This window comes from Niveispirillum sp. (assembly GCF_017996735.1).
GTDB lineage: Bacteria > Pseudomonadota > Alphaproteobacteria > Azospirillales > Azospirillaceae > Niveispirillum.
Genome location: NZ_JAGOGJ010000044.1, coordinates 34,017 through 48,269, shown reverse-complemented (window position 1 = coordinate 48,269; position 14,253 = coordinate 34,017). Strand labels below are relative to the sequence as shown.

The following is a 14,253-nucleotide window of genomic DNA, read 5'->3' as shown; positions in this document are numbered from 1 at the left end:
GGGCCGGCACCATGACGGCGTTGACCGGCCCCTTGGCTTGGGCGCATGGTGCCGGCCCTGTTCCCGCGCGCAGGCACGGGAGCACAACAGCATCCATGCAAACGCGAAATCAGGCGCCAAGAAACAAGGACGGGAACAAACATGGTGAAGCCGGTGAAGCTGGTGGTATCGACCGCCGCGACCATCGCCCTTCTGGTGGGGGCGGCCCAGGCCGATGAAGGCATGTGGACCATCGACAATGTGCCGACGGCGTCCATCGCCAAGGCAACCGGCTTCACGCCGGATGCAAAATGGCTGAACAAGGCGCAGAAATCCTATGTCCGTCTGGCCGGCGGCTGCTCGGGCAGCTTCGTGTCGGGCGAAGGGCTGGTGATGACCAACCATCACTGCGTCGCCGACTGCATCGCCGAACTGTCGTCCGCCGACAAGGATTACCAGGCCGACGGCTTCCTGGCCAAGGCCCGCCCGGAGGAGAAAAGCTGCGCCGGTATCGAGATCAACCAGCTTGTTGAAATCACCGACATCACCGCCCAGGTCGAAGCCGCCACCGCCGGCAAGACCGGCCAGGATTTCGCCAATGCCCGCCGCACGGTTCTGGCCGATATCGAGAAGAACTGCGCCGGCGGCGACGCCAAGCTGCGCTGCGACGCCGTGACCCTGTACCAGGGCGGCCGCTATAACCTGTACAAGTACAAGCGTTATCAGGATGTGCGTCTGGCCTTCGCGCCTGAAGCGGCGGCGGCGTCCTTCGGCGGCGATCCGGACAATTTCAACTTCCCCCGCTACGCGCTCGACATGTCGCTGCTGCGGGTTTACGAGGATGGCAAGCCGATCAAGAGCCCGGATCATTTCAAATGGTCCAGGGACGGCAGCAAGGAAGGCGATGCCAGCTTCGTCATCGGCAATCCCGGTTCCACCAGCCGCCTGCGCACCATCGCCGAACTGGAATTCGTGCGCGACAATGTCGCCCCCTCCATCCTGTTCTTTGCTCAGGAAAAGCGCGGCCGCCTGATCGAATTCGGGCGGGAGAATGCCGACCGCAACCGCGAGGCCTTTGACGACCTGAACAGCATCGAGAATTCCATCAAGGTCTGGAAGGGCCGCCAGATGGCGCTGGCCGACAAGGAATTCTTCGGCGCCAAGGTGAAGGCCGAACAGGAGTTGCGCGCCAAAATCGCCGCCGATCCCAAGCTGGCCGCCCAGGTCGGCGATGCGTTCGAGCAGATCGAGAAGGCGCAGGTCCGTTTCGCCCAGCTTTATCAGCGTGTGATCCATCTGGAGCGTATGCGCGCCTTCGACAGCGTGCTGGCCACTAATGCCCGCCTGCTGCTGCGCGCCGGGGATGAGCGTCTGCTGCCGTCGGGTCAGCGTCTGCGCGAATATGGCGACAGCCGCCTGCCTGCCCTGAAACAGCGCCTGTCCAACCCTGCCCCGGTCCATGCCGATCTGGAAGTCGCCCTGCTGACCTTCTCGCTGACCAAGTTCCGGGAGCAGTTCGGGCCGGATGACGCCATGGTCAAGGCAGTGCTGGGCAAGCAGTCGCCCGATCAGGTGGCCGCCGCAGCCGTCAAGGCCAGCAAGCTGGGCGATCCGGCCGAGCGTCTGCGCCTGTTCGAAGGCGGCAAGGAAGCCGTTGACGCGTCGGACGACCCGATGATCAAGCTGATGAAGGTGGTGGACGCCGCCGCCCGCGCCGCCCGCAAATCGGTGGAAGAGGAAGTGGACGCGGTGGTGGAGCAGGCCCAGGCCCGCATCGCCAAGGCCCGCTTCGCGCTTTACGGCGACAGCGTCTATCCCGACGCCACCCTGTCGCTGCGCCTGTCCTATGGCAAGATGCAGGGCTGGACCGAACTGGATGGCACCGAGGTCAAGCCTTACACGACCATCGGCGGCCTGTATGAGCGCAATACCGGCGCCTTCCCGTTCGACATGGCCAAGAGCTGGGTGGCAGCCAAGGACAAGGTCAACATGGCGACCCCCTATAACGCGGTCTCCACCAATGACATTATCGGCGGCAATTCCGGTTCGGCCGCCATCAATGCCAAGGGCGAAGTGATCGGCCTGGTCTTCGACGGCAATATCCACAGCCTGTCGGGCGATTATGGCTATGAGCCCAAGCGCAACCGCACCGTCATGGTCGATGTGCGCGGTATGGCCGAGGCCCTGCGTAACGTCTATGGCGCGCAAGCCATCGTGAAGGAACTGGGGCTGAAGTAGGAGGATTGGGGCTGGCAGGCACCGGCCCCTTTTCCTGCAATGCACGGGTGCCGGGCGGCGTGTCGATGCCACATGGCCGCCCGGAACGGAATTGTATAAGTTGTACGGGCGGCAGGGGTGGAATGTCCCCTGCCGCCCGTTTCCGTTCCCCGCACCCGTGGCCGTTCATGAGCATCATTGTCAGAACCCTGTCCGACCAGACCTATGAAGTTGTCCGGCGGCGGATATTGTCCGGCGGGATCGCGCCGGGTACACCGGTGCGCCAGGACGTGATTGCCACTGAACTGGGCGTCAGCAAGATCCCCCTGCGCGAGGCGCTGGGCCGTCTGGAACAGGATGGCCTGCTGACCTCCTACCCCAACCGGGGCTATGTCGTGCGGCCCATGTCGATGGGAGAGGCGTCGGAGATCTTCGCCCTGCGCCTGAAACTGGAACCGGGTGCGGTGGCAGATGGGGCAGGCCGGGCCACGGCAGAGGACCATGCGGCCGCACGCGCCGCGCTGGAGGCCCTGGAAAAGAACCAGGACATGGACGGGGCCGACCATGTCACGCAGAACCGGCTGTTCCACCTGTCGATGATCCAGCCGGCGGGGCCGGTGACCTTTCAGCTTCTGACCCGGCTGCTGATCCTGTCGGAACGCTATGTGCGCATGCATCTGGAACCCAAGGGCCGCGAGGACCGGGCCAAACGCGAACATCGCGCCATCCTGGACGCCTGGACGGCCGGTGATACGCCGCTGGTCGAGGGGCTGATCCGGGAGCATATCCAGGCCACACTGGACGATCTGCGCGACCAATTGGGGGAGTGAACCCCCCTTCCCTTCGCCAAAAGTATATCGTATACGATTATCGATCCACCAACGGAGCGATGATCATGGCCACGCTTTCCTGGACGGGTGTCTATCCCGCCGCCACCACGCAGTTCGCCGAGGACCTGTCCGTCGATTATGACGCGACGGCCGGGGTACAGGATGCGCTGATCCGCGACGGGGTGGACGGGCTGATCCTGCTGGGCACCTGTGGGGAGAACAACTCCCTGGAACCCGACGAGAAGCGCGCCGTGCTGGACCGCGCCCGCACCGCCGTGGCCGGCCGCGTGCCCGTGGTGGCCGGAGTGTCGGAACTGACCACCAAGCGCGCCGTGGCCTTCGCGCGCGATGCGGAGGCGCTGGGCGCGGATGGACTGATGCTGTTGCCGGCCATGGTCTATGTCCCGACCGAGGAAGAGCTTTACACCCATTTCAAGAGTGTGGCCGAGGCGACCAGCCTGCCCATCATGCTGTACAACAACCCGCCGGCCTATCGTGTGTCGATCTCCGCCCGGGTTTTGAAGAAGCTGGCCGACATTCCCAATATCGTGGCCGTGAAGGAAAGCGCGCCGGACCCGCGCCGCTTCACTGACCTGATCAATGAATTCGGCGATCGGTTCGTACTGATGGCCGGGCTGGATGATGTGGCGCTGGAAGGCATGATCCTGGGCGCCCATGGCTGGGTTTCCGGCCTGACCAGTGCCTTCCCGCAAGAGTCGGTGGCGCTGGTCAAGGCCCTGCAAAAGGGCGACATTGCCGAAGCGCGGCGCATCTATCGCTGGTTCATGCCGCTGCTGCATCTGGATGCCGAACATGATCTGGTACAGTCGATCAAGCTGGCCGAACAGATCATGGGGCGTGGGTCGGAACGGGTGCGCCTGCCCCGCCTGCCGCTGGCCGGGGAACGCCGCGCCCAGGTCGTCGCCATGGTCGAAAAGGCCGCCGCGACGCGGCCGATCTGACGCAGCCAGGCCGCCGGATGGCGACGCCCGGCGTGAGGGGAACTGAAAAGATGCGCCATACCTTCTTCTGTATCGACGGGCACACGGCGGGCAATCCGGTGCGGCTGGTGGCCGGCGGGGCGCCGCTTTTGCGCGGCGCGTCGATGGCGGAGCGCAGACAGGACTTTCTGGAGCGGTTCGACTGGATCCGCACCGGCCTGTGCTTTGAGCCGCGCGGGCATGACATGATGTCGGGCGGGTTCCTGTACCCGCCGACACGAGATGACAGCGATATCGGCATCCTGTTCATCGAGACCAGCGGCTGTCTGCCCATGTGCGGGCACGGCACCATCGGCATGATCACCTTCGGTCTGGAAAACGGCCTGATCCTGCCGCGAGAACCGGGAAAGCTGCGGGTGGAGGTGCCGGCGGGTATCATCGATATCGAGTACGGGACCGAGGGGCATCGCGTCACCTGGGTGCGTATCCGCAACGTGCCCGCCTATGTCGCGGCCATGGGCGTGGAGATCGAGGTGCCGGATTTCGGCCCGCTGTCGGTCGATGTCTCCTATGGCGGGAACTATTACGCCATTGTCGAACCGCAGGGACCCTATACGGGCCTGGACGATCTGGGCGCGGCGCGCATCGTTGAACTGTCGCGCACCGTCCGCGCGTGCATGCGGGAGAAGATCGAGCCGGTGCATCCGGTGGACAGCCGCATCCGGGGCGTGTCGCATGTCCTGTGGGTGGACAGGCCGCGCGGCGACGGGGCGGACGGGCGCAATGCCGTCTTCTATGGCGAACGCGCCATCGACCGCAGCCCGTGCGGCACCGGCACCTCGGCCCGGCTGGCCCATCTGGTGGCCAAGGGAAGGCTGTCGGTGGGCGACAGCTTCGTGCATGAAAGCTATATCGGCAGCCGTTTCATCGGTAAGGTGGAGGCGGCTGTTGACCTGAACGGGCACAACGCCATCATCCCCTCCATCCAGGGCAGCGCCATTTCGACCGGCTTCAACACCATCTGGATCGACCGCGAAGACCCGTTCTGGGCGGGATTCACCGTGGTTTAGGAATATGTATTAAATATCTGAAAAACAAGAAAAGGTTCAGCCATGCCGATTCCCGCCGCCCGGTCTCGCAAACGCCCGATCCTGTCACACGCCATGGGTGCCGGCCTTGCCCTTATGCTGCTGAGCAGCGCGGGGGCCTGGGCAGGTCCGGTTGAGGATTTGCAAGTAGTTCTAAGTGATTACGACCATTTGTTAAACCAGAATGACCCGATCGGGGCCGCACAGCGCGGCGACCTGGCGGCGGCGAAACGCTGGCCTGATGACAGCCCGGCGGCGGTAAAGGAAAGAGTACAGGCCATCACCCGCCTGCGCGACCGGCTGGCGGCCCTTCCGGCGGCGGGTCTGTCGGGTCAGGATGCGCTGAACCATGCGCTGCTGCTGCGCAAACTGACACTGGACCTGGAAGGTGCGCGGTTCGATGAAGAGCGCATGCCCTTCAACAGCGACAGCGGCTTTTTCTACGTGGCCAGCTATACGGCCGGCAGCACACGCCTGCGCAATGAGGTGGAGGTTCAAGCCTATCTGGCCCGTATCGCCGCCCTGCCCGACTATTACGCCACCAATATCGCCAATATGCGGCGCGGTTTGAAGACCGGGTTCGTTCAGCCCAAATTGGTGGCGGAAGCGGCAGTGCGCATGACCCGCACCCTGGCCGACATGAAGGCGGACGAAAATGCCCTGCTGGAACCCCTGAAATCCCTTCCTGCCACCATCCCGGCGGCACAGCGTCAGGCGTTTCTGGCCAATGGGCAAAAGCTGGTGACCGACAAGGTGAAGCCGGCGGAAATCGCCCTGGCCGATTTCTTCGCCAAGGAATACCTGCCCAAGGCACGGGCCAGTCTGGGCGCGTCGTCGCTGCCCGAAGGCAAGGCGTACTATGCCTATCGCGTGAAGCGCGAGACGACTACGGAGATGAGCCCGGATCAGGTTTTCGACCTGGGCCGAAGCGAGATCGCGCGCATCCGCGCCGCCATGGACGGCATCATCAAGGAGACCGGTTTTACAGTTGATTTCAAGGCATTCCTGGCCTTTCTTCGGACATCACCTGAATTCTATGCCACCTCGCGCGAGCAGTTGCTGGAAAAGTCCAGCCGGCTGGCCAAGCGCATCGATGACCGATTGCCGGAATATTTCAGCCTGCTGCCGCGCCTGCCCTATGGCGTGCGGCCGGTGCCGGCGGAGATCGAGGAAGGCTATACTTCAGGCCGCTACCATCCCGGCAGCCCGGAACAGGGCGTGGCCGGTGGCCTGATGATCAACACCTCGCATCTGACGATGCGGCCGCTCTATGAGTTGCCGGCCCTGGTCGCGCATGAAGGGGTGCCAGGGCATCATCTCCAGATCGCCCTGGCGCAGGAGCTGCAGGGCGTGCCGCAGTTCCGCCGGCAGGAGGATATCACGGCCTATATCGAGGGCTGGGCGCTCTATACCGAGCAACTGGTGGCCGAGATGGGACTCTACACCACCCCCTATGAACGGTTCGGCATGCTGTCCATGGAGATGTGGCGGGCCTGCCGGCTGGTCATGGATGTGGGCATCCATTGGAAGGGCATGGGTCGCGAGGAGGCAGCAAGCTGCCTGCGCGACAACAGCGCGCTGGCCGAAAAGAACATCCAGAGCGAGACCGACCGCTATATCGGCTGGCCCGCTCAGGCCCTGGGCTACAAGATCGGACAGCTTAAAATCTCGGAACTGCGGGCGCGGGCGGAACGGGCGCTGGGGCCCAAATTCGATATCAAGCAGTTCCACGCCCTGATGCTGAATGACGGGCCGATGCCGATGACCATGCTGGAACAGCGTATCAATGGCTGGATCGCGGCGGGCGGTGGAAAGGTACCCTAAACGCGACCTATGGCGCGATCAGGTGGCGCACGACGGGTGGTTCCGTCCCCAGATGGAAACCGCGTACCGCCTCCTGATCCTCACGGTCGGCATGGGTGACGCGTTCATGCTGGCGCAGATGCTCCAGCCAGCTTTCCAGGACAAAGCTTTCCACCATGCGGCCGGGCTCGGCGGCGTCTTCATACAGCGCCCAACTGATGGCCCCGTCGCGGTGGCGGATGCGGCGCAGGGTGCCCATGGCCTTGGCGAACCCGGCCTTGCGGGCGGGGTCGATCAGATATTCCACCGTGATCATGACCGGCCCCCGGTCGGTGGGGCTGTCGACCGCCACGATGGGCGAGGGCCAGTGGGATGACGGCGCGATATTGCCCGCCATGTCGCCCTTGATCTTCCAACGCAGCGCCAGACCCAAGGCCAGCACCATGCCGGAAGCGGCGATCAGCAGCGTATTGGGGATGCCCAGATGCCCGGCGGTCCAGCCCCAGCCTGCGCTGCCGGCGGCCATCGAGCCCTGGAAAACCAGCAGATTGATGGCCAGGGCGCGGGCCTTCACCCAGCTTGGCGCCGCCGTCTGTGCCGCCACATTGAAGCTGGACAGCATGGTGATCCAGGCCATGCCCGCGAACGCCATGCAGGCCGCCGCCTGCGCGAAACCATGGGCGAAGGCCAGCCCGACACTGACGCACGCAAACAGCAGGGTGGCGGCGATGGTCAGACCATTGGCCGACAGAAACCTGCGCACATGCGGCAGCAGCACGGCGCCGACAATGGCGCCCGCCCCCATGCTGCCCAGCAGCGCCCCATATTCGGCGGCCCCCAGGCCCAGTTCCCGGCGCGCGATGATCGGCACGAAGGCCCAGAGCGCACTGGCAAAGATGAAGAACCCGATCGAGCGGACCAGCACCGTCCGCAGGGCCGGCGAATGGCGGACATAGCGGGCGCCGGCCCGCAGGGCGCCGGTGAAATGTTCGGCCGGCAGGGTGTTATGTTTCGCCTGGCGCTTCCAGGCCAGCAGCACCAGCCAGACGCCCAGCACCGACAGGGCGTTCAGGGCGAACACCGCCGCCGGCCCCGCCGCCGCGATGATGAAGCCGCCCAGGGCCGGGCCGATGGCGCGGGAAATATTGATGCCCAGGCTGTTCAGCGATACCGCCTCCGGCAACGCCTGTCTGGGCACCAGTTCCGGCACGATGGCCTGAAAGGCCGGGGCCGATAGCGCGGCCCCGGTCGCCAGCGCAAAGGTCAGGCCCAGCAGCAGCCCCGGTCCCGTCAGCCCCTGAAACGTGGCCAGCGCCAGCAGCCCGGCGCAGATCAACGCCCAGAACTGGGCCAGGATCAGCAGCCGGCGCCGGTCGACAATGTCGGCCAACGCCCCGCCGGGCAGGGCGAACAGGAACATGGGCAGGGTGGTGGCCGCCTGGACCAGGGCCACCATGATCGGTGCGTCGGACAGGCTGGTCATCAGCCAGCCGGCCCCGGCATCATGCATCCAGGTACCGACATTCGACACGATGGTGGCGATCCACAGCGCCCGGAACAGGGGCAGACGCAGCGGGCTTTGCGTCGGGCTTTGGGCCGCGCTGCTGTTGGGGTCCGCCATCAATGCCGGCCTTTGCGATGGGTCAGGATTGCGGCCAGGATCAACCCGCCGACCAGCCCGACATGTTCCAGGAAGGTGTTGCGCTCATGAAACCGCAGCATTGGATCGGCCACATTCCAGAATGGATGCGCGATCAGGGTGGCCAGCGCCGTGAACACGCCCAGCGCCCCCGCCCCGACCCAGGCGAACCGCCCCACGATCAGCGCCGCCGACCCGCCCAATTGCACGATCAGTGTGGCAATGACAGTGGCCCAGGCCGGTTCCAGCCCGAAATGCGCCGCCTCCGCCAGGGCACCGTTGATGTCCAGCAGCTTGGCGATCCCGCTGCTCCAGAACGGCAGGGTCAGCAGGACCCGGCCGCCCAGGTTCAGGGCGGGGCTTTCCAGCAGGGCGGCGATGGGGGCGGGCGTGTCGCGCATCTCAAACCGCCCAGCAGCCACAGCCGAACGCCCCCCAGAACCCGGCCTCGTCCGCTGCCGGGGCCGGACTGGCATAGGAAGCCGCATGGTCATGGCCATGCACCGCGCAGGAGGAGGCGCAGCCGCAGAGCGACGCCATCTTCAACAGCTTGCCATTCTTGTCCCGCGCCGGCTGCCAATAGCCGCCAAAGGTACGCACGGGCGACCAGTCGGGCATGGGTTTGGGCAGGTCGGGTGCCAGCGGGGCATAATCGCCCGACCCATGCACCACCTTGCCGCCCAGCAGGGTCAGGACGGACGTGATGTGCGGGATGTCGCTTTCCGCCACGCTGAAATAATCGTCGGACAGGACGATCAGGTCGGCCAACTGCCCCGCCTTGACCACCCCCTTCTTGCCCTGCTCGTTGGAGAACCACGTATTGGCCTCCGTCCACAGACGCAGGGCCGTTTCCCGGTCCAGCCGGTTGGCCGGCGGATACAGGCTGGTGCCGCCCACCGTCTTGCCCGTTACCAGCCAGGACAGCGAGACCCAGGGATTGTAGCTGGCGACCCGTGTGGCATCGGTGCCGGCCCCCACGGGGATGCCCGCTGCCATCATTTTGGCAATGGGCGGCGTCGCCTCGGCCGCCTTGGCGCCATAGCGTTCGACGAAATATTCGCCCTGATAGGCCATGCGGTGCTGAACCGCGATACCCCCGCCCAGCTCCGCGATACGGTCGATATTGCGCTGGTCGATGGTTTCGGCATGGTCGAAGAACCAGTGCAGCCCGTTGAAGGGCACGTCCCGGTTCACCTTCTCGAACACGTCCAGCGCGCGGGTGATGGTTTCGTTATAGGTGGCGTGCAGCCGCCAGGGCCAGCGGTTCTCCGCCAGCAGGCGCACCACGGGTTCCAGGTCGCTTTCCATGTTGGGCGGCATTTCCGGCCGTTCCACACGGAAATCCTCGAAATCGGCGGCGGAATAGACCAGCATTTCGCCTGCGCCATTATGGCGGTAGGTATCGTCCCCCTGCCCCGGCGTCACCTGTTTGGCCCAGCCGGAAAAGTCCGACAGTTCCTGTTTCGGCTTCTGCGTGAACAGGTTGTAGGAGATGCGCAAGGTCAGTTCGCCGTCGCCATGCAACTTCTCGATGATGGCGTAATCGTCGGGATAATTCTGGAACCCGCCACCGGCATCGATGACGCCGGTCACGCCCAGCCGGTTCATCTCCCGCATGAAATGGCGGGTGGAGTTCAACTGGTATTCCGGTGGCAGCTTCGGCCCCTTGGCCAGCGTCGCATAAAGGATGGTGGCGTTGGGCTTGGCCAGCAGCAAGCCCGTCGGTTCCCCGTTCTGGTCACGCTGGATCTCGCCACCCGGCGGGTTGGGCGTGTCGCGCGTATAGCCGACAGCCCGCAGCGCCGCGCGGTTCAACAGGGCGCGGTCGTAAAGATGCAGGATGAAGACGGGCGTATCGGGGGCCGCCTGGTTGATCTCATCCAGGGTGGGCAGGCGCTTTTCCACGAACTGATGTTCGGTGAAGCCGCCGACGATGCGCACCCATTGCGGGGGCGGCGTCACCTCGGCCTGCTTCTTCAACATGGCCATGGCGTCGGCCAGCGTCGGCACCCCGTCCCAGCGCAGCTCCATATTATAGTTCAGGCCGCCGCGGATGATGTGCATATGGCTGTCGATCAGGCCGGGAATGACGCGCCGGCCCTTGGCATCGATCAGGGTCGCATCCGATGCGGCGGCGGCCCTGACCTCGGCTTCCGTCCCCACCGCCAGGATGCGCCCGTCGCGGATGGCGACCGCCTGGGCCTGCGGGTTGGCGCGGTCCAGCGTGGTGACCTTGGCGTTGGTCAGGATCAGGTCTTTGGTCGGCATAGCGGCTTTCCCCGGATCGGCCAGAAAAGGTGTCATCAGCAGGGACGCGGCCCCGGCCAGTGTGGTGCGGCGGGTCGGCCCGGTCATGTCTTGCGGCTTTCATCGCCCGGCAGGCGGCCCATCACATGCTTGGCGCAATCCTCCCGCAGATAGGCGGTCACCGCCTCACCCGCGTAAAGGCGCTTGGCCAGCGGCACGATCTGTTCCCCCAACAGGATGCCCAGAAGCCCGATCAGCGCAATGGTCGGCGGGGCCGGGGAGCGCACATTCAGCAGGCTGTAGATGACACCGACCAGCAGGCCGGCACCCAGCGACAGGAGATAGGGCTTCATGGGAATGGCTCCCCGGGTGGGTGGAGGAAGGAAGGAACGGGATTGCCCTCACCCTCCCATTGGCTGACACCAATAGGCCCCTCCCTCTCCCACGTTCGTGGGCGAGGGGTGGAAATTCAGCCCCTCGCCCGCATGGCGGGAGAGGGAGGGGCCCAGGCCTGCAAAGGCCTGGGAGGGTGAGGGCAAAACGGCAACCGGCAATCAGTGCCCTTCCGACGCCCCGAACATGGTCTTGGCGTAAATGATGCCCAAGCCATAGGCGCCACCGAACTTCTTGGCGATGCCGGTGGTCAGCTCATAGGTCTCGCCACGCGCCCAGTCGCGCTGCAGCTCCAGCATGTATTGAAGCGAGGTCATGGGGCGCACGCCGGCCTGGACCATGCGCTCCACAGCGCGCTCATGCGCCTCGTCCGACACATCGCCGCAGGCGTCAGTGATGATATAGACCTCATAACCCTGGGCCAGCGCCGACAGGGTCGGACCGACGATGCAGACCGACGTCCACAGACCGCAGAACACCAGACGGTCCTTGCCGATCTTGTTCACCACCTCGATCACGCCCGCATCCTCCCACGTGTTCATGGAGGTGCGGTCCAGCAGCTTCTCGCCGGGGAAGGCGTCGGTGATCTCGTTGAACATGGGGCCGGAGAAGCTTTTCTCCGCCACCGTCGTCAGGATCGTGGAGACGCCGAAGCCCTTGGCGGCATGGGCCACCAAGGCTGCATTGTTGCGCAACTGCACGGCGTCGATGGACTTGGTGGCAAAGGCCATCTGCGACTGGAAGTCGATCATGATCAGCGTGTGATCGGCGGGCGAGAGCAGCAGCGGACCGGGGGTCGGGGTCGCGACGATGGGCATGGGTTCAATTCCTTGCTGCCAGGGCGCGTCGGTTCATTGTCAGGACGGCGCCGGCCTGATGGAAGGGGGAGGCGGTATGGATGGCGAACGGTCGTTGTCGTTCGGCCATGATCCTAGCCCCCGGTGCGCGCCCTGGCTTGCCCGTTAAGCCGATTTTTAGAACTTTTAACCGGGTGAACCGGTCCCCATAAAAAAGCCACGCAGGCCCTTACGGGTCGCCTGCGTGGCTTGACGTCTCATAATCCCTCAGATGCCGGCGACGGCGCCCAGCACCAGCAGGATTGCGGAAACCAGCAGCATCAGCCAGGTCAGCAGAATGCCGGTCATTCGGCCAAAACTCTTGCCGGCCGGATTGGCGGTCAATCCCTGGGCATGCAGCACACGCCCCAGGAACAGGGCGGCCCCCAGCCCGTGAACCACGCCCGGCTGCCGGCCCGACAGTTCGATCAGGACCAGCAGGATCAGGGCCGTCGGCACATATTCCACAAAGTTACCCTGCACGCGGATCGCGGCATGCAGATCCTTGTGCCCGCCATCGCCCAACGACACGCCATGGCGCCGCCGGTACATCGACACGCGGTAACTCAGCACCAGCAGCAGCACACCCAGCAGTCCCGCATACAGCGCAGACACCCCAACCTGCATGATCTCCCCCCTTTGTTTGTTTATCGTTCCACGTCATAGCATAGCGGAGCGGTCATTCCCCCCGCAATGCGAAGCCGACCGCGCGGTCCACAACGCCCACATCCGACAGCAACCGGCGATGGCCCAGCCCCTGGACCAGATGTGTGGACAGGCCGGGCCAGGACGCGGCCAGCAACAGACCGTCCGACACCGGCATGATCCGGTCATCGACGGAATGGATCAGCAGGGCGCGCGTAAGGGCATCGCCATGCAGATGCAGGGAGGCCAGCGGCGTGCCCAGCGCCCGATCCACCATCCGCCCCAGCGCATGCTCCCCATCGCTGTCCAGACGCAGGACATGCGCGATCTGACGCAGCGGCAGGGTCAGATCAACCAGCGGGGCCAGCAGCACCGCCCGCCCGGCATCGAATCCATCCTGGATGGCCAGGGTCAGGGCGGCTGCCCCCACGCCATGGGCGATCACCCCCACCACCCTGCCCCCGGCGGCGGCGGCAACTGCACGAATGGCGGCGGCCATGACCGGCAGCGTCGCCTCGTCCCCGCTGCTGCGCCCATGGGCCGGCGCATCGAAGGCAACGACGCGGGCGCCGGCATCCAGCAGCGGCTGCACAAAGGGCAGCATGTCATGGATCTGGTATTCCCAATCATGGACCAGCATGACCAGCGGCGCGGTATCCCCCCGCTGCGCGCCCCACAGACGGGCGGCCAGATGCGGCGTGAAGCCGGGAACAGCCAGCACGACGCCGCCCGCCGGTTCCGGCAAGGCCGGCGGCGTCACGGCCCGTTCAGGCATCAGATACATGCGCCTCCCTTCGGCCAGGACCTGCCCCTGCCGCGACCAGGGTTGGAACAGACCCGCCAGCCCATCCAGCCACCCGCCTTCGGTATTATTACGAACGTTCGTGCTTTTTTCGGACAAAAAATAAGCCATGGAACTCTCCCCCAATGGGGGCGTCCGTCCATCCGGGCGGGCGCCGCGATGAAACCCGATCCGGCCCGACGCATGCGGAACCGGATCAACCCTTACCCCCGCACCCGCGCTCGCGCCCGGTCGATCAGACCATGGACAGCGGTACGGGCCCAGACCTCCGCCTTCGGGTTCTTCAAAAGCCGATAGGACTGGGTGAAACCATAACAGAGCGAGATGCCTTCGAACGCGAACTGCTCCACGTCCAGGTCGCCCCGCAAATGCCCCTCCTCCAGCGCACGGCGGGTCGCGCCAATGACGACACGGCGCATATCCTCCTGCTGCTTGACGATCAGGTCCTGGATGGGACCCGGGCGGTCGTCGAATTCAATCGAAGCCGCCTGGATGGGACAGCCGCCGGGCAGCACCGGGTCCATCGTCCAGGCGATCCAGTTCTCAAACAGGGCCAGCACGCGCGGCAGGCCGCGGGGCTGTGCCAGGGCCGGGCGCACCACCGTATCGGCGAAAAGTTCCGCCGCCCGTTCCAGCACCGCCGCCTGAAGCTGTTCCTTGCTGCCGAAATGGGCGAAAAGCCCGGATTTCGACATGCCCAGCCGGTCGGCCAGTGTCCCGATGGTCAGGCCGGTCAATCCGTCCGTGCTGGTCATGGCCAGCGCTTGGTCCAGGATTGCGGCGCGTGTGCGTTCACCTTTGCTCATAGGGCTCAAATAATACGAACGGTCGTA

General features: G+C 65.1%; 13 protein-coding genes. 5 read left to right on the top strand and 8 right to left on the bottom strand.

Annotation, left to right across the window (positions count from 1 at the left end; genetic code table 11):
- Nucleotides 1–141 precede the first annotated feature (141 nt).
- From KBA48_RS15395 to KBA48_RS15375, 5 genes are all read left to right on the top strand, one after another.
- Nucleotides 142–2,217 carry a S46 family peptidase gene (locus tag KBA48_RS15395; protein WP_292907888.1) on the top strand — a complete coding sequence of 692 codons (2,076 nt, stop codon included), beginning with the start codon at nucleotides 142–144 and terminating at the stop codon, nucleotides 2,215–2,217.
- A gap of 167 nt (nucleotides 2,218–2,384) precedes the next feature.
- Nucleotides 2,385–3,026 carry a GntR family transcriptional regulator gene (locus KBA48_RS15390; RefSeq protein ID WP_292907886.1) on the top strand — a complete coding sequence of 214 codons (642 nt, stop codon included), beginning with the start codon at nucleotides 2,385–2,387 and terminating at the stop codon, nucleotides 3,024–3,026.
- Between the two features lie 65 nt (nucleotides 3,027–3,091).
- Nucleotides 3,092–3,988: a dihydrodipicolinate synthase family protein gene (locus KBA48_RS15385; RefSeq protein WP_292907884.1), complete on the top strand. Its 897-nt coding sequence runs from the start codon at nucleotides 3,092–3,094 to the stop codon at nucleotides 3,986–3,988.
- A gap of 50 nt (nucleotides 3,989–4,038) precedes the next feature.
- Complete coding sequence (locus KBA48_RS15380; protein WP_292907882.1) at nucleotides 4,039–5,037, top strand: 4-hydroxyproline epimerase; 999 nt, start codon at nucleotides 4,039–4,041, stop codon at nucleotides 5,035–5,037.
- 42 nt (nucleotides 5,038–5,079) lie between these two features.
- Complete coding sequence (locus KBA48_RS15375) at nucleotides 5,080–6,879, top strand: DUF885 family protein (RefSeq protein WP_292907880.1); 1,800 nt, start codon at nucleotides 5,080–5,082, stop codon at nucleotides 6,877–6,879.
- Between the two features lie 7 nt (nucleotides 6,880–6,886).
- On the opposite strand, the gene KBA48_RS15370 is transcribed toward KBA48_RS15375, so the two are convergent.
- The 8 genes from KBA48_RS15370 to KBA48_RS15335 all read right to left on the bottom strand — a co-directional run bounded on the left by KBA48_RS15370 (nucleotide 6,887) and on the right by KBA48_RS15335 (nucleotide 14,226).
- Entirely contained in the window at nucleotides 6,887–8,479 is a 1,593-nt protein-coding gene (locus tag KBA48_RS15370) for an MFS transporter (protein WP_292907878.1), read from the bottom strand.
- Entirely contained in the window at nucleotides 8,479–8,898 is a 420-nt protein-coding gene (locus KBA48_RS15365; RefSeq protein ID WP_292907876.1) for a DoxX family protein, read from the bottom strand. The genes KBA48_RS15370 and KBA48_RS15365 overlap by 1 nt, the downstream gene beginning before the upstream one ends.
- Before the next feature lies 1 nt (nucleotide 8,899).
- Nucleotides 8,900–10,852 (bottom strand): amidohydrolase, encoded by a 1,953-nt coding sequence (locus tag KBA48_RS15360; protein ID WP_292907874.1) that lies wholly within the window; start codon nucleotides 10,850–10,852, stop codon nucleotides 8,900–8,902.
- Entirely contained in the window at nucleotides 10,849–11,097 is a 249-nt protein-coding gene (locus tag KBA48_RS15355) for a DUF1427 family protein (RefSeq protein ID WP_102115352.1), read from the bottom strand. The genes KBA48_RS15360 and KBA48_RS15355 overlap by 4 nt, the downstream gene beginning before the upstream one ends.
- A gap of 201 nt (nucleotides 11,098–11,298) precedes the next feature.
- Nucleotides 11,299–11,955: a hydrolase gene (locus KBA48_RS15350; RefSeq protein WP_292907864.1), complete on the bottom strand. Its 657-nt coding sequence runs from the start codon at nucleotides 11,953–11,955 to the stop codon at nucleotides 11,299–11,301.
- Nucleotides 11,956–12,201: 246 nt separating this feature from the next.
- Nucleotides 12,202–12,600, bottom strand: coding sequence for an MAPEG family protein (locus tag KBA48_RS15345; protein WP_292907862.1), 399 nt, complete (start codon nucleotides 12,598–12,600; stop codon nucleotides 12,202–12,204).
- A gap of 52 nt (nucleotides 12,601–12,652) precedes the next feature.
- Nucleotides 12,653–13,531, bottom strand: a complete 879-nt coding sequence (locus KBA48_RS15340; RefSeq protein ID WP_292907860.1) for an alpha/beta fold hydrolase — start codon at nucleotides 13,529–13,531, stop codon at nucleotides 12,653–12,655.
- A gap of 92 nt (nucleotides 13,532–13,623) precedes the next feature.
- Nucleotides 13,624–14,226 carry a TetR/AcrR family transcriptional regulator gene (locus KBA48_RS15335; protein ID WP_292907858.1) on the bottom strand — a complete coding sequence of 201 codons (603 nt, stop codon included), beginning with the start codon at nucleotides 14,224–14,226 and terminating at the stop codon, nucleotides 13,624–13,626.
- Nucleotides 14,227–14,253: the final 27 nt, after the last annotated feature.